This window comes from Flavobacterium sp. PL02 (assembly GCF_035013205.1).
In the GTDB taxonomy this organism is placed as follows: domain Bacteria; phylum Bacteroidota; class Bacteroidia; order Flavobacteriales; family Flavobacteriaceae; genus Flavobacterium.
Genome location: NZ_JAYGJP010000001.1, coordinates 929,572 through 949,276, shown reverse-complemented (window position 1 = coordinate 949,276; position 19,705 = coordinate 929,572). Strand labels below are relative to the sequence as shown.

16 protein-coding genes and 2 pseudogenes are annotated in these 19,705 nt (G+C 32.0%); 14 read left to right on the top strand and 4 right to left on the bottom strand.

What is annotated here, in order from left to right:
* The first annotated feature begins 140 nt into the window (after nucleotides 1–140).
* On the top strand, nucleotides 141–2,774 hold the full coding sequence (locus SHI72_RS03980; RefSeq protein WP_323489121.1) for a TonB-dependent receptor: 2,634 nt from the start codon (nucleotides 141–143) through the stop codon (nucleotides 2,772–2,774).
* 124 nt (nucleotides 2,775–2,898) lie between these two features.
* Here SHI72_RS03980 and SHI72_RS03975 read toward each other — a convergent pair whose 3' ends face one another.
* Together SHI72_RS03975 and SHI72_RS03970 are read right to left on the bottom strand one after the other, a co-directional pair.
* Nucleotides 2,899–4,062 (bottom strand): hypothetical protein, encoded by a 1,164-nt coding sequence (locus tag SHI72_RS03975; protein ID WP_323489120.1) that lies wholly within the window; start codon nucleotides 4,060–4,062, stop codon nucleotides 2,899–2,901.
* A 147-nt stretch (nucleotides 4,063–4,209) separates the two neighbouring features.
* Nucleotides 4,210–4,560: a 4Fe-4S dicluster domain-containing protein gene (locus SHI72_RS03970; RefSeq protein ID WP_035624858.1), complete on the bottom strand. Its 351-nt coding sequence runs from the start codon at nucleotides 4,558–4,560 to the stop codon at nucleotides 4,210–4,212.
* Between the two features lie 160 nt (nucleotides 4,561–4,720).
* On the opposite strand from SHI72_RS03970, the gene SHI72_RS03965 reads away from it, so the two are divergent.
* The 6 genes from SHI72_RS03965 to SHI72_RS03940 all read left to right on the top strand — a co-directional run bounded on the left by SHI72_RS03965 (nucleotide 4,721) and on the right by SHI72_RS03940 (nucleotide 10,070).
* Nucleotides 4,721–5,782, top strand: coding sequence for an acyl-CoA reductase (locus SHI72_RS03965; RefSeq protein WP_323489119.1), 1,062 nt, complete (start codon nucleotides 4,721–4,723; stop codon nucleotides 5,780–5,782).
* Between the two features lie 96 nt (nucleotides 5,783–5,878).
* Nucleotides 5,879–6,949, top strand: a complete 1,071-nt coding sequence (gene serC / locus SHI72_RS03960) for a 3-phosphoserine/phosphohydroxythreonine transaminase (RefSeq protein ID WP_323489118.1) — start codon at nucleotides 5,879–5,881, stop codon at nucleotides 6,947–6,949.
* 232 nt (nucleotides 6,950–7,181) lie between these two features.
* Complete coding sequence (locus tag SHI72_RS03955; protein WP_039112660.1) at nucleotides 7,182–8,132, top strand: D-2-hydroxyacid dehydrogenase; 951 nt, start codon at nucleotides 7,182–7,184, stop codon at nucleotides 8,130–8,132.
* A gap of 99 nt (nucleotides 8,133–8,231) precedes the next feature.
* A complete protein-coding gene (locus tag SHI72_RS03950) occupies nucleotides 8,232–8,792 on the top strand; it encodes a hypothetical protein (RefSeq protein WP_039112659.1) in 561 nt (186 codons plus the stop codon).
* A 511-nt stretch (nucleotides 8,793–9,303) separates the two neighbouring features.
* Entirely contained in the window at nucleotides 9,304–9,735 is a 432-nt protein-coding gene (locus tag SHI72_RS03945; RefSeq protein WP_323489117.1) for a DUF6146 family protein, read from the top strand.
* Between the two features lie 32 nt (nucleotides 9,736–9,767).
* Nucleotides 9,768–10,070, top strand: coding sequence for a DUF6787 family protein (locus tag SHI72_RS03940; protein WP_039112657.1), 303 nt, complete (start codon nucleotides 9,768–9,770; stop codon nucleotides 10,068–10,070).
* On the opposite strand, the gene SHI72_RS03935 is transcribed toward SHI72_RS03940, so the two are convergent.
* The gene (locus SHI72_RS03935; protein WP_039112656.1) at nucleotides 10,060–10,374 is read right to left on the bottom strand and encodes a hypothetical protein; all 315 of its coding nucleotides are present in this window, start codon (nucleotides 10,372–10,374) and stop codon (nucleotides 10,060–10,062) included. The genes SHI72_RS03940 and SHI72_RS03935 overlap by 11 nt on opposite strands.
* Before the next feature lie 268 nt (nucleotides 10,375–10,642).
* Between SHI72_RS03935 and SHI72_RS03930 the strand changes: the two are divergent.
* From SHI72_RS03930 to SHI72_RS03910, 5 genes and pseudogenes are all read left to right on the top strand, one after another.
* Nucleotides 10,643–10,858: pseudogene (locus SHI72_RS03930) on the top strand (ATP-binding cassette domain-containing protein); the annotation flags it as partial.
* Between the two features lie 213 nt (nucleotides 10,859–11,071).
* Nucleotides 11,072–11,521: pseudogene (locus SHI72_RS03925) on the top strand (ABC transporter ATP-binding protein); the annotation flags it as partial.
* Nucleotide 11,522: 1 nt separating this feature from the next.
* On the top strand, nucleotides 11,523–13,223 hold the full coding sequence (locus SHI72_RS03920; protein WP_323489116.1) for an LIC_10190 family membrane protein: 1,701 nt from the start codon (nucleotides 11,523–11,525) through the stop codon (nucleotides 13,221–13,223).
* Entirely contained in the window at nucleotides 13,210–13,974 is a 765-nt protein-coding gene (locus SHI72_RS03915) for a TIGR02757 family protein (protein ID WP_323489115.1), read from the top strand. Before SHI72_RS03920 ends, SHI72_RS03915 begins: the two co-directional genes overlap by 14 nt.
* A 102-nt stretch (nucleotides 13,975–14,076) precedes the next feature.
* Nucleotides 14,077–15,429, top strand: a complete 1,353-nt coding sequence (locus SHI72_RS03910) for a DEAD/DEAH box helicase (RefSeq protein WP_323489114.1) — start codon at nucleotides 14,077–14,079, stop codon at nucleotides 15,427–15,429.
* Between the two features lie 158 nt (nucleotides 15,430–15,587).
* On the opposite strand, the gene SHI72_RS03905 is transcribed toward SHI72_RS03910, so the two are convergent.
* Nucleotides 15,588–16,697, bottom strand: a complete 1,110-nt coding sequence (locus SHI72_RS03905) for a lactonase family protein (protein ID WP_323489113.1) — start codon at nucleotides 16,695–16,697, stop codon at nucleotides 15,588–15,590.
* Between the two features lie 153 nt (nucleotides 16,698–16,850).
* Here SHI72_RS03905 and SHI72_RS03900 point away from each other — a divergent pair, with 153 nt between their 5' ends.
* Complete coding sequence (locus SHI72_RS03900; RefSeq protein ID WP_323489112.1) at nucleotides 16,851–17,600, top strand: hypothetical protein; 750 nt, start codon at nucleotides 16,851–16,853, stop codon at nucleotides 17,598–17,600.
* A 130-nt stretch (nucleotides 17,601–17,730) separates the two neighbouring features.
* On the top strand, nucleotides 17,731–19,659 hold the full coding sequence (locus SHI72_RS03895) for a BatA and WFA domain-containing protein (RefSeq protein ID WP_323489111.1): 1,929 nt from the start codon (nucleotides 17,731–17,733) through the stop codon (nucleotides 19,657–19,659).
* Nucleotides 19,660–19,705: the final 46 nt, after the last annotated feature.

Genomic DNA, 19,705 nt, shown 5'->3' with positions numbered 1-19,705 from the left:
CGTTGCCGAACAAAAACTGCGTATTAATACACTTTTAAACAAACCCTTAAAAAAAATTAAACATTATATTAATATTTTGTTAAAAAGAATTACTTTTAGCTAAACATCTAACTAAACAACAAAACCAAATTCAATTAATTATGAAAAAATTTACAGTATTAGTATTTATACTAAATATTACATTTCTTTTTGCTCAAAAAGAAATTAGTGGCGTCGTAAAAGACCATAATGGCGTAGTGCTTCCGGGGGTAAACATTATGGAAAAAGGAACTAATAACGGAGTATCTACCGACATACAAGGTGGTTACATTATTAAGGTTAAAGAAGGTGCGGTCTTAGTTTTTAGTTATGTTGGGTACACAAATACCGAAAAAAATGCTACAAGTGGCATTATCGATATTACTATGAACGAAAACGGTGGACAAACCTTAAAAGATGTTGTAATTGTAGGCTCAAGAAACACCAAAAGGACAGTTGTAAACTCTGCTGTACCTATTGATATCATTAACATAAAAGATGTTACTACGCAAAGCGGAAAACTGGAAATTAACCAATTACTGCAATACATAGCCCCATCTTTTAATGCTAACAAACAATCTGGATCTGACGGAGCAGATCACGTTGACCCTGCTTCTTTACGAGGTTTAGGCCCTGATCAGACTTTGGTTTTAATAAATGGAAAAAGAAGACACCAATCTTCGCTCGTAAATTTATTTGGAACTCGCGGACGCGGAAATACTGGAACGGATTTAAATGCTATTCCTGCTTCATCTATAAAAAGAATTGAGATTTTAAGAGATGGTGCAGCGGCTCAATATGGCTCTGATGCTATTGCGGGAGTTATTAATATCGTACTAAACGATAATATAAACGAACTTAATGGTTCGGTTACTTATGGAGTTTTTAATACTAAAGCTAAAGGTGATTTTCTTCCTGGAACTCCTAACACTAAGGGATATCGTTTGGATAAAAACGGAAATGGAAACTCGTATGGAAAAAATCAAGATTTTGACGGTGGCTCAGTAAAAGTTGCTGCCAATTATGGTGTTGCCATTGGTGAGAAAGGTGGATTTGCTAATTTTACTACTGAATATATCAACAAAAACAAAACACTTCGCCCTGCTTACGATTTTAGAAAAGGCTTTGGAGATGCTGCAATTCAGAGTTTTAATCTTTTTGCAAATATTGCTATCCCGATTTCGGATAAAACGGAGTTCTACGCCTTTGGAGGAAGAAATTACAGAGATACTGATGCTTATGCATTTACTCGTAATGATGGCGAGAGAGTCGTAGAATCTATATATCCTGGCGGATACACACCAAGAATTACATCAAATATTATTGACAACTCATTATCAGCTGGATTTAGAACTGTAACTACTGGTGGATGGAAAATAGATATTAGTAATACGTACGGAAAAAACCTTTTTCACTATTATATAAAAGGGACTATAAATGCTTCTCTTGAAGCTGCATCTCCAACTGAGTTTGATGCTGGAGGTCATACGCTGACACAAAACACTACTAATTTTGATTTCTCTAAAAATTACGACTCTGTACTTGATGGATTAAACCTAGCTTTTGGAGCTGAATATCGTACTGAAAATTTCACCATTTTTGCTGGCGATGAAGGCTCTTACGCTACTTATGACACAAACGGAATTCCGATAAGAGATCCCGCAAATCAAAGTGCTCCAATAGATCCTATTTCTGGCAATCCAAGACCTGGAGGTTCTCAAGGTTTCCCTGGATATAGCCCTCTAAACACTGTTGATAAAGGTCGTACTAATTTATCTTTGTACACGGATGCCGAACTAGATGTCACGGATGCTTTCTTAATTAGCGGTGCAGTTCGTTTTGAAAACTACAGTGATTTCGGAAGTACTTTAAATGGTAAACTGGCTATGCGTTTAAAAGCGAGCAAAAATATCAATTTTAGAGGTTCTGTAAGCACGGGATTCCGTGCTCCATCATTGGCACAAATATATTATAATCTACATTTTACAAACTTTAATGCTGGTGGAGCAACAGAAGTATTGCTTGCGCCAAATAACAGCCCAATTACCCGCGCTTTTGGTATCCAAAAACTAGATGAAGAAAAAGCGTTGAACGCTTCTTTGGGTTTCACTGCAACTTTTGGTGATTTTACAGCAACTGTGGATGGGTATTTTATAAAAGTAAAAAATCGTATCGTACTTACGGGTTATTTTGATGCAACCGCATTAAACATTGGTGTCTCTGAAGCTCAATTTTTCGTTAATGGTGTTGATACTAAAACAACTGGATTGGACTTGGTTCTTGCATGGAAGAAAAAATTTGGAGAATCTCTATTTAGTGCAACTCTGGTAGGAAACATCAATAACATGAAAATTGACAATATAAATAATGGTCCCTTACCTGAAGAAACTTTTTTCGGAAGACGCGATAGAGCATTTTTATTAGCTTCGGCTCCTAAAAATAAATTTGGATTGAACTTAAATTATGCTCGTCATAAATTTGATGCTGGTTTAGCTTTTACTCATTTCAGCAAAGTAGTTTTAGTAGATTATGGTGATGAAGATGATACGTATTACCCAAGAATTGTAACAGATTTAACTGTAGGATACCAGCTTACAAAATCATTAAAATTAAGTGTTGGTAGTAACAATTTATTTAATGTTTACCCAACAAAACAAGATGAACAAGGAAATACTGAGGCTGGTGGATATTGGGACGCTGTACAAATGGGGTTCAGCGGAGCGTATTACTATGCAAGACTTGGATTTACGTTTTAATACAATGCCTTTCTTTTATCAGCCTGAGCGAAGTCAAATGGACTCAGCCTGACAAAACAAAAAAAATCCTGAGCGTCAAACTCAGGATTTTTTTATATAAAGATTACATTTCACATCTCACAATTCACATCTTATAATCTAAAGAACTTATTATTTCTTTTTCTTTATCAGTGGCGGTAAATCCCGAAACATCCCAGTAATTGGTTAGGATTTTATTCTTTTTATTAAAGAGTGTTTTCTCTTTAAAAACATCGCTTTCGTTATAAGTGAATTTTTGTTTATTGAAATTGGTAGTTATAAAACTATTCCGAACTTGAATATTCTTGACTTTGTCTTTTAAAATAAGATTATAAGCTATTTCTTCGTTAGAACTCAATAAATAATAATCCGACCCGTCTATTCTGTATTTAACTTTTATGAATGATCTCGTAATATTTTTAGAACCTACATCTGGTTTTTCTTCCGTTTCAACTGGCTTCGCAGGAATCAGAGCACACGTAAACTCAATAATTATCTTTTTTTTGTGGTCATAAATAACTTCAAAACTATCCATCTCCTTCTTAGTCTTATCCAGCGGAGTAATACTCATTACATAATAGTCTTTATTATCAGGAAATCCTTTTACTATAAAATCATATTCTTTTTTTGCTTTTGAATCTAAAATAGGCTCAAAATAATCCAAATTAGAATAATTCTCCATGATATTATTCAGATTATATCCTTTTAAATCTGCACTTACATCCTTTTCCAACAAGCCATAAGATCGATTTTGCTCTACCAATAATGTTGTTGTTGCTTTTTTGCGATTTCCTGAGAACTGAAAATTTACAAGTCCATCATTATAATACGAATATTTATCATCAAGCATAAAATACTCTCGTACATATACTTTTAATCGATATGGCATTGTTAGTTTTTCTACCGAATTAGAGACAATTTTTTGAAGTATTTTTTGCGGAGATTCTTTAGACACAACAATCTCAGTTAACTTATTCTTCTTGTTCTTTAAATAAACTACAAATTCATTCTCTTTTAAAGCTATCCAACGAGTTGTTAAGCTCTCATAATTTGTCTCGGAAGTCTGAATATTTGAAGCTCCTGTTAACATAAAAGTAACCTTACCTTCTTCGTTACTCAATAAAACTTGCTTAGTTTTCATTATAACTACCATTGCATTTTCTATCGGCAACTGCGTTTCTATATCTTTTACGATTATAGAATATTCTTTGCTTTGTGCAAAAATACTCACGTTAAAAAACACAATAAATAAAAGTATAAGTCTCTTCATAGGCTTTGTTAAAAAAATTAACCGCTATAAAACTACAAATAAAACATTAAAAACCAATACAATACAAAAAAAAGGTTATATACAAAAAAATCCTGAGCGTAAACCCAGGATTTTCTTTATGTTTAAAATCTAAAAAGACTTTAGTATTTATTCGTTATGTAAAAACGCTTGTCTATTTAATAGCGTTTCTTCATCTTCTACATGATTATCATCTGGTACACAACAATCTACAGGACATACTGCCGCACATTGTGGTTCATCATGAAAACCTTTACATTCTGTACATTTACCAGGAACGATATAATAAACTTCGTCAGAAATAGGAGTTTGAGCATCATCTGCGTCAACTTCTGTACCGTCTGGCAAAATTACTTTTCCTTTTAAAGCTGTTCCATCCTTGTATCTCCAATCATCAGCACCTTCATAGATTGCTGTATTTGGACACTCTGGTTCACAAGCACCACAATTGATACATTCGTCGGTTATAATTATTGCCATTGTTTTTTAGTCTTAAAGTTAAAAGCCTTAAAGTTATCAAAGTCAAAAAAAACAAAAAAGAGCATTTTAGCGTTTTGACTTAATGACTTTTGACTTTCGACTTATTTATCCTTATTTTTGTGCAAAATTACAATCAAAACTATTCATATACAAATTACTTATGTTACAAAACGAAAAAAAACAATCTTTTATAGAACTGGGCAAATTTTTGAGCCAATTTTCAGAAAATGATTGTAAAAAACACAATAATGTTTTATGTAATGACTTGTTTTTTGATGATTTCATAAAACTGATTCACTTGTCTCAATCACATAACGGTTGGTACACTCCTGAACAAGTTTTTTTTTCTATCCAATCATGGGCCAATGCTTTAACAGAAGAGAATCTTAATAAATGGCTTTCTGCTTATTCTTTTGACTCTGTTAAAGAAGGTAAAAACGTAGCCTTAATACTAGCTGGAAACATTCCGCTAGTTGGTTTTCATGATTTTCTATCTGTTTTAATTACCGGACATAGTGTCTTGGTAAAAACATCTTCTAATGATCAACATTTACTTCCTTTCTTGGCGAAATATCTTATTGCTATCAATCCTGATTTTGCTAATAAAATCACTTTCGTGGAAGGAAAACTAGAAAATTTTGATACTGTAATTGCTACAGGAAGTAATAATACGGCACGTTATTTTGAATACTATTTTAAAGATAAACCTTCGATTATTCGAAAAAGCAGAAACTCTATTGCCGTTTTAAACGGAAAAGAAACTAAAGAGCAACTTATTGCTTTGGGTGAAGATATATTTAGATATTTTGGTTTAGGATGTCGAAATGTTTCTAAGCTATTTGTTCCTGAAGGATATAAATTTGATGCTTTTTTTGAAGCAATTTTCGAATATCAGGATGTTATTCATTATGAAAAATACGCTAACAATTACGATTACAATAAGGCAGTTTTCTTAATGAGTAATTTTAAATTACTAGATAATGGCTTCTTAACTTTAAAAGAAGATACAAGCCACGCCTCTCCTATTTCGAGTGTTTTTTATGAAACCTACAATAATATTGAAGATTTAAAACAACGATTACAAGCTGAGAATGAGCAAATTCAATGCATTGTAAGCGATAACCTGATAGAAAACAGCATTTTATTTGGAAAAACGCAAACTCCTGATTTGTGGGATTATGCAGACAATATAGATACTATATCGTTTTTGTTAATAACATAAGTTAAAATCTGATAATTATTGCGAATAATTTAACGATTTTTCGGGCGCTATTACCGAAATTTGCGTTTCTAAAAAATATTGGAATTTAACTACACCATGAAAAAACACAACTACAGCGCAGGACCAAGTATCTTACCTCAAGAAGTTTTTGAGAAAGCATCAAAAGCTATTTTAAATTTTAATGACTCAGGATTATCAATTTTAGAAATTTCGCACCGAAGTAAAGATTTCGTTGCTGTAATGGAAGAAGCTCGTTCTCTTGCTTTAGAATTATTAGGACTTCAAGGAAAAGGATATCAAGCCCTGTTTTTACAAGGTGGTGCAAGTACAGCATTCTTAATGGCTCCTTATAACTTGATGAAAGAGAATGGTAAAGCAGCTTATTTAGATTCTGGAACTTGGGCAACTGCCGCTATAAAAGAAGCTAAACTTTTTGGAGAAACTATTACTGTAGCTTCATCTAAAGAAGAAAATTACAACCATATTCCAAAAGGTTACGAAATACCTGCCGATGCAGATTATTTTCACTGTACAAGTAACAATACCATTTTTGGAACTCAAATGAAAGAATTCCCAACAACGAGTGTACCAGTAGTTTGCGATATGAGTTCGGATATATTTTCTCGCAGTTTAGATTACTCACAATTTGATTTAATTTATGCTGGAGCTCAAAAAAATATGGGTCCTGCAGGAACTACTTTGGTAGTTATTAAAGAAGAAATCTTAGGGAAAAACGGTAGAACAATTCCTAGTATGTTAGATTATGCTAAACATATTAAAGCAGAAAGTATGTATAATACTCCTCCTGTTTTTGCAGTTTATGTTTCATTATTAACATTACAATGGATTAAAGAAAAAGGTGGTGTTGCAGCCGTTGAGAAATTAAACGACGCAAAAGCGGCGCTACTTTATGCAGAAATTGATAGAAACCCTTTATTTAAAGGTGCTGCAGTTGTAGAGGATCGTTCTAACATGAACGTTACTTTCTTATTAAACAATCCTGACCATACTGCAACATTTGATGCTATGTGGAAAGAAGCTAACATTTCTGGTTTACCAGGTCACCGTTCAGTTGGTGGTTACAGAGCATCTATATACAATGCAATGCCTATAGAAAGCGTTCAGGTATTGGTAGATGTAATGAAAGCTTTGGAAGGTAAAGTTTAATCGCTTTCTTCGGTTAATCGTTAATTTGGTTAACTGTTTAATCGAAAAATCCTTTTACACAAAAAACAGTAATTGAATACCGGATTCCTAGCCCCGATAGAAGTGGAAATCCTTTTATTTTTTTCTTTAAAAAAGAAAAGATTGTAACGAATAGCGGGATTAGCTCCTAAAAAAGAAAAAAATTAATATCGAGGATGAGATTGCTTCGTTCCTCGCAAAGACATAAACTAAAATGAAAGTATTAGCAAATGACGGAATTTCTAAAAGTGGAATTCTAGCTTTAGAAAAAGGTGGTTTTGAAGTTATAACTACAAAAGTGGCTCAGGAACAAGTAGCTAATTTTGTAAACGAAAACAACGTAGATGTAGTTTTGGTACGTAGTGCTACCAAAGTACGTAAAGATATTATTGATGCTTGCCCAGGATTAAAAATTATTGGTCGTGGTGGTGTTGGTATGGATAACATTGATGTTGACTATGCAAAAAGCAAAGGAATTCATGTAATTAATACACCTGCTTCATCATCAGAATCTGTTGCTGAATTAGTTTTCGGACACTTATTTAATGGAGTTCGTTTTTTACACGATTCTAACAGAAATATGCCCTTAGAAGGTGATACAAACTTTGATGGTTTGAAAAAAGCGTATGCAAATGGTACTGAATTAAGAGGTAAAACTCTTGGTATCGTTGGTATTGGTCGTATTGGTCAAGCTACTGCAAAAATGGCTCTTGGTTTAGGTATGAAAGTTATTGCTGCTGATAGTTTTATTCCTAAAGTAGACGTTAAAGTTGAATTCTTTGACGGTCAATCTATCACGACAACAATAGAATCTCAATCATTAGAATCTTTATTTAAAGAAGCTGATTTCATCACTTTACACGTTCCTGCTCAAAATGGTTACATCATTGGAGAGAAAGAATTTGAAATTATGAAAGACGGTGTTGGAATCGTAAATTGTGCTCGCGGAGGTGTTATCGATGAAGTGGCACTAGTAAAAGCATTGGATAGCGGAAAAGTATCGTTTGCTGGTTTAGACGTTTTTGAAAGCGAACCAAAACCAGAAATGGCTATTTTAATGCACTCAAAAATCTCTTTGACTCCACACATTGGAGCCGCAACTGGAGAGGCACAAGACAGAATTGGTACTGAACTAGCTTCACAAATTATTACTTTGTTGAGTTAAGTAATTAAAAAATAGTTTAACTTTAAAGGGATTTACTGCGCATTGTAGTAAATCCCTTTCTTTTTATTAAATTTGTCGTCTAATCTAAATGTAAACATCATGTTTGAACAATTAACCCAATTAGTGCAACAATACGGAGGCAGTGCAGTCGTAAACAACCCCGCTGTTCCTAATGAACACAATGAAGCTGTAATAAGTGAAACTAGTAATTCTATTTTTGCAGGATTGCAAAAAATTGCTTCGGAAGGTGGCGCAGAACAACTCGCCAGTTTATTTAGCGGAAAATCACCTATTGACAGTTCGAACCCTGTTGTACAACAAATAACACAACAGTTGTCTGGTAATCTTGGAGAAAAATTTGGATTAAGTAGTGAAGCATCTAGTGGTGTTGCTGCAGGTATGATTCCGCAAATTTTAGGTTCTCTTGTAGGGAAAGCAAAAGACTCAAACGATAGTAGCTTTCAAATTTCAGATATTATTACTGCTATTTCTGGTAACGGAGGACAAGCTTCGGGTATTATGGATGCAATTTCTAAATACGGAACTCAATTTGGCTTAGACCAAAATGGTGATGGGAAAGTAGATGTTAGCGATGCTATGGCATTAGGAAACAAAAGCGGTGGTATAGGTGGTTTACTAGGTAAATTATTCGGGAAATAGTTTTTTTAGGAAGGTACTGAGGTACTAAGGCTCAAAGACACAAAGGTTTTCTGTAGAGACGAAACTCAGTACGTTTAAAGTTTCTAAATTCTAAGTTAAAAAAATAATCAAAAGCTGTTTACATAAATGTAAACAGCTTTTTTTGTGGGTATGTTTCTTGATGTTTTTATTACTAAAACATTCTGTATCTGAATGTTTTAGACACACTACCGTGCGTCTCTATTAAAACCTTTGTCCCTTTGAAACTTTTAGACGCACTGCGGTGCGTCTCTACAGAAAACCTTTGAACCTAAAAAGATATGCAATTACACCCCAACAAGAAACCTTTGAACCTTAGTACCTCAGTACCTTCCTAAAAAACCTTTGTCTCTTTCCACCTTTTAGACGCACTGCGGTGCGTCTCTACAGAAAACCTTTGAACCTTAGCTCCTCAGAACCTCCCTTGAAAAAACTGTTAAATAAGAAAAGCCTTCGCTGATTTTTTTGTAAATTTATATCTCAATTTTAGGCCATGAAAAATAGTATCTACATATTGCTTATTCTATTTGTTATCGTTGCGTGTTCTACTCAAAAAACAAGTATGGCCATTACAAAACAACCTGCTACATCGGTAAACGATACAGTTCGTATTGCAAACGACGATTTAGAATATGAAGTAATTATAATAGACAACGGTTTTAGTACCTGGCTAGCTTCTACGGCATTGCCTCGAAACTATTATTCACAAGCTTATCTTGAAAATAAAAACCAACAATATGTGCGTGAATGGAATAACAGGGTTTTACAACCACAGCGTTTCAGTCCCAATTTGTACGAAATGAGAATTGATTACGACTCTACAATTAATTATGGATACGAGGTAAATTACTTAATTTACAACTACATGATTTATTTTCAAAATACTTACAAACAAAAGCTAGCAGGATATGTCCCATCAAGATAATGTTACTATATTTGTATTCATTATAAATAGAAATGAATAAATTAAAACAACGTTGGGGGATTACTTCTAATTTTCAACTCACTATCATATTTATTGTATTTGCTATAACCGGTTCTACTTCGGCATGGTTATCAAAACCTTTTTGCGTTTGGTTAGGAATTACAAAAGAAGATTTTGGCTTTTGGTTTACCCTTATCCGCTTAATAATTATTTTCCCTATCTACCAAGTATTACTTGTAGCAATAGGAGCTATTTTTGGGCAATTCCGTTTTTTCTGGAACTTCGAGAAAAAAATGCTTAAAAATATGGGACTAGGTTTCTTGTTTAAAGAATAATATCGTTATCAATATGCTTATCTTTCTTTTGAATAAAATAAGTATAAACCCATGTTAGGGTAAATGAAGGGATAATATCTGTAAACGGAAGTATCTCTTCTACAAAAGTTAAGATTCCTGCTACCTTCCCTACTCGACCTTTATACATATAAGTCATTAAGAAACCAGCTAGTGGTGCCCAAATAACATCGGCAAATTCCCCTAAAAAAGGAATTGTAAAACTCACCATTCCGATTGCATCAAAAAGCAATCCTAATAAAAGTTTTTTTGTTCTCTCGTCTTTCACAAGTGTTTTTTCTTCCATTTTAATATATATTAAAACCTGAGTTACTTCAAATATAATTCATTTTGAACAGATTGTCTATTTATTTTTTTCGAATAAACTTATCATTCCGTAACCATTAATCAAATTTCATTCCTAAAATAATCTTCATCAAAAAAGAGATTTTCTTTTTTAGAATCCTCTTTCCTTTTTTTACAATTTACTTTTACCAAAAAATGTTCCTAAAATTCTGTTACAACACATTTTTATATCGGTAGAATCTTTGTTTCTTTGTAAAAACAGTTTCGTAATGATAAAGGCAAAAAATATACATAAATTCTATGATCAACTTGAAGTTTTAAAAGGAGTTGATTTGCATATAAAAAAAGGAGAAATTGTTTCTATCGTTGGAGCTTCTGGAGCAGGAAAAACAACACTTTTACAAATTTTAGGAACATTAGACAAACCTGAAAGAAATAAGGAATCCTCTCTAACTATAAATGGAGAAAATATTTTAGCACTTCAGGATGTAGAAAATGATAATTCGAAACAAGAAAAAAGGCTTCGAATTGTTACTTGGATAGGAGGGATTTACGCTGTAGTTTTAGCCATATACTTATTATTTTTTAGATCAAAAATAGGAGATGATTTACTTGGAACAGTTACCTTAGTATCAATATTTTTACCAATAGTATCTCTATTTATTTATTACTTTAGATATTTTAAAGAGAAAAGTAAAAAAGACAAAACATTGTCTGAATTTAGAAATCTGAATTTAGGTTTCATCTTTCAGTTTCACCAATTATTACCTGAATTTACAGCATTAGAAAACGTTTGTATACCCGCATTTATATCCAATAAATCTAAAAGCGAAATAGAAAAAGAAGCTAAAAAACTTTTAGAATATTTAGGTTTATCTCACAGAATACACCATAAACCAAATGAACTTTCGGGTGGAGAACAACAACGTGTTGCAGTTGCCAGAGCTCTAATCAATAAACCCGATGTTATTTTTGCCGATGAACCTTCAGGGAATTTAGATACTCATTCTGCAGAGAATTTACATCAATTATTCTTCCAGCTTCGTGACGAATTTGGACAAACTTTTGTTATCGTAACTCATAACGAAGAACTTGCTAATATGGCCGATAGAAAATTAGTAATGGTGGATGGGCAAATAATATCCTAAAATGATTTTAATTCTTTTAAGCTGGATTTATATTCTTTTCACAACCATAAATCTTGGTTTAGGAACTGATAAGATTCTACGATTAAAGAATTCAAACTTTATAATTCTCTCTATTCTAGGCCTTTTTACAGCAACTATTCTTGCGAGTATTTGGGCTATTTTTGACAGGATAAATATTGAGTTCCATCTTTTTCTTTTAATAGCAAATATTGGAATCTGCCTAAAGTTAAAAAATGAAATTAAAGTTATTTATACCTCATTTTTTAAAGAATTACGATCTTTAGATAGATCCTTAAAAATAGCTTTAATTAGTATAACTCTTTTAATTTTAGCTCAATGTGCATCAATTCCTTACATAATAGATAATGAATCTTATTACATACAAACCATTAAATGGATTAATGAATATGGTTTTGTAAAAGGTCTTGCCAATTTGCATCTTTTTCTTGCCCAAACAAGTGGTTGGCATATTACCCAAAGTGCATTTAATTTTTCGTTCTTGTATGATAAGTTTAATGATTTAAGCGGATTTTGTCTTTTACTAGGAAATATTTATGCCATTTTACATCTTAATTCTTATTTCAAAAATAAAGGAATCAATTACCTTATTATTGGTTTGTTGCCTTTGGCAAATCTTTTCTTTTTTTCTTTTATTAGTTCTCCTTCTCCCGATTTGCCTGTTTATATCTTATCTCTGATTATCTTTTTCAGCTTCTTAAGCAGCTATAAAAATCTTAATATTGGGACATTTAATACCGTTTTTATTCTAGTTGTTTTTGCGATATATATTAAAACAACAGCAATTGCACTTATCTTGATTCCGCTGTTATTACTTATAAAACACTACAAAATTTTAATTCCAAGAATAGCAAAACCCTTAAGCATTGGAATACTTGTTTTCTCTTTATTTTTAATAAAAAACACCATTATTAGCGGATATCCTTTATTCCCTATAACACTAAATATATTCCATTTTGATTTTCAAATTCCTGTATCAATGGCGCATTTTTATTATGATGAAACTAAACGGGCAGCTTTTTCGATCACAGAGAATGAATTCGACACTATTAGTGTATTCGAAATCTTTAAAACATGGATTTCAAGACCCGCATTACATGGCTTATTTAATAAATTGATTGTATTATTACTTATAATCATGCCTTTTTTTATCTTTAAATTTTTCAATAAAAAAACATTTTGGGTTTTATATGGCGTTTTTGTTTTTCAAATAATATTGCTGTTATTATCTTCACCACAATATAGATTCTTCATGAATTTTATACTGCTATTTTCATTTCTAATAGCGAGTCTTATTCTTAATAATCGAAACAGGATTATTCTTGTTCTTTATATATCATTATCAATACTGGCATTTATTGTAATCTTTCCAATTAATTTAAAAGTATTTACAACAAATACTTTTTTAACGAGTAATAGTACTTTTTCTATAAGCAACATCGTTTATCCATATAAAAACTCCAAATTTGATACCGAATACAACCCCCTCATTAATGGCAATTTACGATACAATTCTCCTGTAGATAATTCTTTTTTCTGGGGAACTGGAGATAGCGCAATACCTTGCGTTAATGAAGAACAGATTAAATATTTTGAGACTTATTACAAGATAAAACCTCAAATGCGAACAACTAATTTAAAAGACGGCTTTTACGCCAAAAACATATCAAATGAATCAAACTGAGCTTAAAGATTTTCTTGACGAAAAAGTCATTCAATATAACAATCAGGATTTTATAGAAAGTGATCCGGTGCAAATTCCGCATTTATTTTCGCAAAAAGAAGACATTGAGATTGCTGGTTTCCTGAGTGCAACAATTGCATGGGGAAATCGCAAAATGATTATTAAAAACTCACACCAAATGATGGAATTAATGGGTAACACGCCCTACGATTTTATCATGAGCCACAGCGATGAAGACATAGCAAGATTAGAAAATTTTGTACACCGCACCTTCAACGGAAAAGACTTTGGCAGCTTTATAAAAGGATTGCAACACATTTATAAAAATCATGGCGGCTTAGAAGCTATTTTCTCTAAAAATCAGGAAAAAGATAGTTTACAAAAAAGTATTCACGAATTTAAAAAAGCATTCTTTGAAATCGATCATTTACAAAGAACTCAAAAACACATTTCAGACCCTTTAAACAATTCGGCAGCCAAACGCATTAATATGTACCTAAGATGGATGGTTCGCCAAGATACAAAAGGAGTAGATTTAGGAATATGGAAAAATATTTCGCCAGCAAAACTTTCTTGTCCGCTCGATGTACATTCTGGAAATGTCGCTCGTAAACTAGAACTGCTTTCGCGAAAGCAAAACGATGGTAAAGCACTGGCAGAACTAGATTTAAATCTCCGCAAAATGGATCCACTTGACCCAGTAAAGTACGATTTTGCATTATTTGGACTAGGCGTTTTTGAAGGCTTTTAAGATTGATAATTAGGTTGTTATATCATTAAATCATCAGATGATTCCAAGATTCTAGTGAACTAACCATGATTTTAATGTACCTTTGCACAAAATTTAATGCAAATGAGCACTTTCGAGACATTCAATCTTCCTAAATCCGTACAAAAAGCAATCGATGAATTAGGCTTCGTTACGCCTACTCCTATCCAGGAAAAATCTTTTTCTGTAATTATGTCCGGTCGTGATATGATGGGAATTGCACAAACCGGTACAGGTAAAACATTTGCCTACTTATTGCCTTTATTAAAACTATACAAGTTTACTCCAACCAATACTCCAAAAATTGTAATCCTTGTTCCAACACGTGAATTAGTAGTTCAGGTTGTAGAAGAAGTTGAGAAATTAACCAAATACATGTCGGTTAAAACATTAGGTATTTTTGGTGGTGTAAATATCAATACACAAAAGAAAGCTGTTTACGAAGGAATCGATATTTTGGTGGGAACGCCAGGACGTACTATGGATTTAGCCTTAGATGCAGTTGTTCGTTTTGATGAAACTCAAAAACTAGTTATTGATGAGTTTGACGAAATGCTTAATCTTGGTTTCCGTACGCAATTAACAGCACTTTTGGCAATGATGAAAACCAAACGTCAGAACATATTGTTTTCTGCAACGATGACAGATGAAGTTGATGCGGTTTTAAATGACTTTTTTGATTTTCCTGAAGAAGTTACACTTGCAGCGTCTGGAACACCTTTAGAGAACATTGAGCAAATTACATACAACGTTCCTAACTTTAATACCAAAGTAAACTTACTGAAACACTTATTACAAACTAACGAAGACATGAGTCGTGTCCTGGTATTTGTAAACAATAAGAAGATTTCGGATATGCTTCATGACCGTATCGAAGAAGATTTTGAAGGTCAGTTTGGAGTAATTCACTCTAATAAATCACAAAATTATCGTTTGAGCACGATGGCTTCTTTCCAAGAAGGAAACCTACGCGGACTTATAACTACCGATATTATGGCGAGAGGTTTAGATATCTCTAATATTACTCACGTTATAAACTTTGAACTTCCTGAATTCCCTGAATTGTATATGCACAGAATTGGTAGAACTGGTCGTGCCGATGCAACAGGAACTGCAATAAGCTTCATCACGCCACGTGAAGAGGAATTTAAAGTAGAAGTAGAAGTTTTAATGAACAGAGAACTTGAGATTGCCGATTTCCCTGAAGAAGTAGAAGTTTCGATAAAACTAATTGAGCCTGAAAAAGACAGACAACCCGTTAAGTTCTTGATGAAAAAACAAAAACTTGATGGTGATGGAGCTTTTCATGATAAAGCCAAAAAGAACAAGAAAATCAACTTGGGAGGTCCTTCTAAAACGAAAAAGAAAACGCACGGATCTGTTAACAGAAACATGCTAAAAACAAGAGATAAGAAAAAAAAAGATAAGAATAAATAGATTTTCTTAAATTCCAAAAATTAAAAATTCCAAATTCCAATGCTATTACGCTTGGAATTTGGAATTTTTTTATTGGATTTTTTTCTTTTTATATTTTACGCACAAGATAGAGAAACCTTTGAGCCTTTGTAACTCTGAACCTTTGAACCTTTAATAAACTAAATCTTCGTAAAAACTAAACCAACTGGCGCACACAACTCAATTCTCTTTCCTGTATCTGTAAGTTTTCCTGTTACTTTATCTCTTTTAAATACTACAATATTATTGGTGTATTGATGTCCTACCAAAAGGAATTTCCCTGTAGGATCTATAGAAAAATCTCTTGGTCCTTTTCCTAAGGTACTTACTTGTTCTACTAATTCAATTTTTCCATTCTTAAGAATTTTATAAACTGAAATATTATTAGCATCTACACGATCAGATACGTATAAAAATTTACCGTCAGGCGAAATTTTGATAGCTGCTGCTCCTGTTCCTCCCTTAAAATCTTTAGCAAGAATATTTGTTTCAGCGATTAATTTCAAACTTCCATCTTTATCATAACCAAACGTAGTTAAGGTAGCATCTAATTCCTGAATTAAATACACAAACTTCCCGTCTTTGCTAAACGTTAAATGTCTTGGACCGCTTCCTGCTTTTACATCAACACTACCTTTTAAGGTAAGGACTTTATCTTTTGAAGTTGGATTGTAATTGTAGATAAAAACTTTATCAAGACCTAAATCATTCGATAAAACATATTTCTTGTCTGGCGAAAAATAAACCATATGCACGTGAGCGCCTTCTTGTCTTTGTGGGTTAACTCCTTTTCCTGTATGTTGAATCACTTGTTTTGCTTCCGAAATTCCTTCGGCAGTCTTTTTAAATACTGAGATGTTTCCTCCAGAATAATTAGCTGTAATTACATTTTCTCCATCATTAATTAAGTAACATGGATCAGCCCCCATTGCTTTTTGCTTGTTCAAAAAAGTAACCTTTCCTGATGCAGGTACATATCCAAAAGCACTAACTGTACTTTCAGCTCCACTTTCGTTAACAGCATAAATAAATTTATTATCTGCAGAAACCGATAAATAGCTTGGACTTACGCTACTTTCTGACGTGTTTTTTAATTTAGATTCACCCGAATTGGTATCAAATTCATACACATAAATCCCTTTGCTATCACAACTATTAGTGTAAGTTCCTACCAATAAATTAACTTTATTTTGCGCCTTTAAATTTGTAACAGCAAAAGCCACTAAAAGTAGTATATATGTTCTTTTCATAGTATAAAAATGTTTTTTTGAGTATGCTAAAATACTCAATATTATCAATAGAGGTTGTTTTTTTTATAACAAATGGAATCTCAAAAATTAAATTGTACTTTTGTTTTTAATTAAGAATATTCTTCTTTTTTATTTTAAATCAAAACATTACAAATGAAACAACTTTCAGTTTTATTATTACTTATGATTATTTCTAGTTGCAATGCTCAACAACCAGAAATATTTGGAGAAAAGCCTTTAAATCTTAAAAATAAAATATTTGATTTGAACATTCCCGTTTTTTTTTCTGAAAAATATAAGTTGAAAAATAATCCCGAATATTATGAAATCCCTATAAATAATAATTTAGGGATTGATTTACATACGCAATTAATTAAGAAAGACACACTATTTATTAACGATGATGGTACGCTTGATAATTCTAATTTTACAAAAAACAAAACTTCAAAATGGATTGTATATACTAAAAAGAATTACTCTTCTATAGATACCGTAGCAGTATATGAAAAATTTCCTTTTCAAGCTATAAACGTACTGACTACATTAGACAATAAACTAATCTTAGTGAGTGGATTAATTGATGAAATTAGCTTAGAAAATTCAAACAAATTCATTCATTTATTAATCTCAGATTATGGCAAACCAATTATAACCAAAAGCAAAGTGTTTTCTAAAAATATAATTATTTATACTTGGGAAAATGATGATAAGTTATTAAAATATTGCACTTTTTTAAATAATGAAAGTAATACTATAGTTATAGAAGTTGACAAAGATAATTCTATTATAAAAAAAGGAGATAAAACGCCTCATCTTGAAGGATATTTTTATATTGCAAAAAAAGAATTTACTAACCACCTAATAGGTAATATAAATGTGGGAGATTTTGCTTTTTTTGATTAGATAAAAACTGAGCAACATACTTATTTTCAATAAAAAATAATCTTTAAAACCTTTAACTCTAAACAAATTTGTATTTTTGACCAGCATCTTCGCGAAAAATAAAACGTAGTGAAATAAACTAAACTTTAGAATGCATTTTAAACATCCCGAAATTTTATACTTTCTGTTCTTATTGATTGTTCCTATTTTGGTTCATTTATTTCAATTACGCCGTTTCAAAAAGTCTTATTTTACCAATGTTCGACTTTTAGCAAAACTCTCTATTCAAACCCGAAAAAGTTCTAAAATCAAGAAATGGCTATTACTAGCTTCTCGATTATTTTTGCTTACTTGCCTTATTCTTGCCTTTGCTCAACCTTTTTTTACCGCCAAAGACAGTAAAAATGCCAATAACGAAATGTATATCATTCTAGATAACTCGTTTAGTATGCAAGCAAAAGGTAAAAAAGGCGAACTACTAAAACGTGCCGTTCAGGAATTATTAGAGAATACGCCCGAAAATGCTCAATTTTCTTTATTGACTAACACTGATAATTATTGGAATACCGATATAAAATCAGTTCGTAACTCATTGCAAAGTCTAAATTATAGCGCAACTCCTTTTGAGCTGGACAATATAATGGCAAAAGTAAAAGCTCGCAAATCGGCCTTTAAAAAAGATATTATCATTATTACAGATGCAGTAGGACTGGACGAAAAACAATTAAAAAATATAAACACTGAAGATGCTCCGTATTTTATAATTCCAAAAGCAGAGCAAAAAAATAATGTGGCGATTGATAGCGTTTTTATCAATCAAACTTTGGATAACTTTTATGATATAGGTATTAATTTATCTGGTTATGGTGATGATTTCAAACCTATTTCTATGTCTTTATTCAACAATGGCAAACTAATAGCTAAAACCATCGTAAATTTTGACGCTAAAAAGAAAAAAATCAATTTTACTATTCCTAAACAAGCTTTTCATGGCTATGTAGCTATTGAAGACAATGGTTTACAATATGACAATAGATTGTATTTTAGTATTTCTGACCCTAAAAAAACCAATGTTATTAGTATTGGAGATCCTGCAAAAAGCAATTTCTTATCTCGAATTTATACATCTGAAGAATTCAACTATCATAATTTTGATATACGTTCGCTTGATTACAATAGTCTGGATAAACAAGACGCAATTGTCTTGAATGAGCTAGAAGAAATTCCTCAAGCATTACAAACCACTTTAAAATCATTTGTATCCAAAGGTGGAAACGTTATTATTATTCCATCAGAAAAAATGGCTGTAGCCAATATGAATTCGTTTTTATCAAATTTTGGTAAAGTGCAAATGAGTTCACTTGAAAACAAAGAAAAACTGATTACCAAAATCAACTTTGATCATCCTATATTCTCGGGTGTTTTCGAAAATAAAATCAAGAATTTTCAATATCCAAAAACGAAGAGTTCGTTCCCTATTACAAGTTCTTATTCATCGGCTTTGTCCTATGAAGATCAAACTGCATTTTTAACTTCGATACAAAATCAAGTTTCGGCAGTTTCAGTTTTTTCAGCATCTATAAATAGTATTAATTCTAACTTTCAGCAATCACCATTAATTGTTCTTGTTTTTTATAAAATGGCACAAAGCAATCAGAAATCTGGAATAGTAGCAATAACAATTGGTAATAATCAGCCTTATTTTGTTGAAGCCTTATTATCTAAAGATGCAATTCTGGAAGTACGAGGAACTGATGAACAATTTATTCCGATTCAACAGATTTTAAATAATAAAGTAAAAATCGTTTTCAACGATTATCCAGAACAAGCTGGTAATTACACCATTTACAATAAAAAAGAAGCATTAGAGAACGTAAGTTTTAATTACAAACGAAGCGAAAGCGATTTGAGTCAAGTCAATTCAAATCTAGTTTCTGATTACAAAACTGCCGATACGATTTCGACTATTTTTAACACCTTACAAACTGAACGCACTGACAATCAAATTTGGAAATGGTTTGTTATCTTTGCACTGTTATTTTTAGCATTAGAAATGGCAATTATCAGGTTTGTGAAGTAATTTTTTACAACTAAGACATTAAGAAAATTAAGTTTTTCCTTTATCA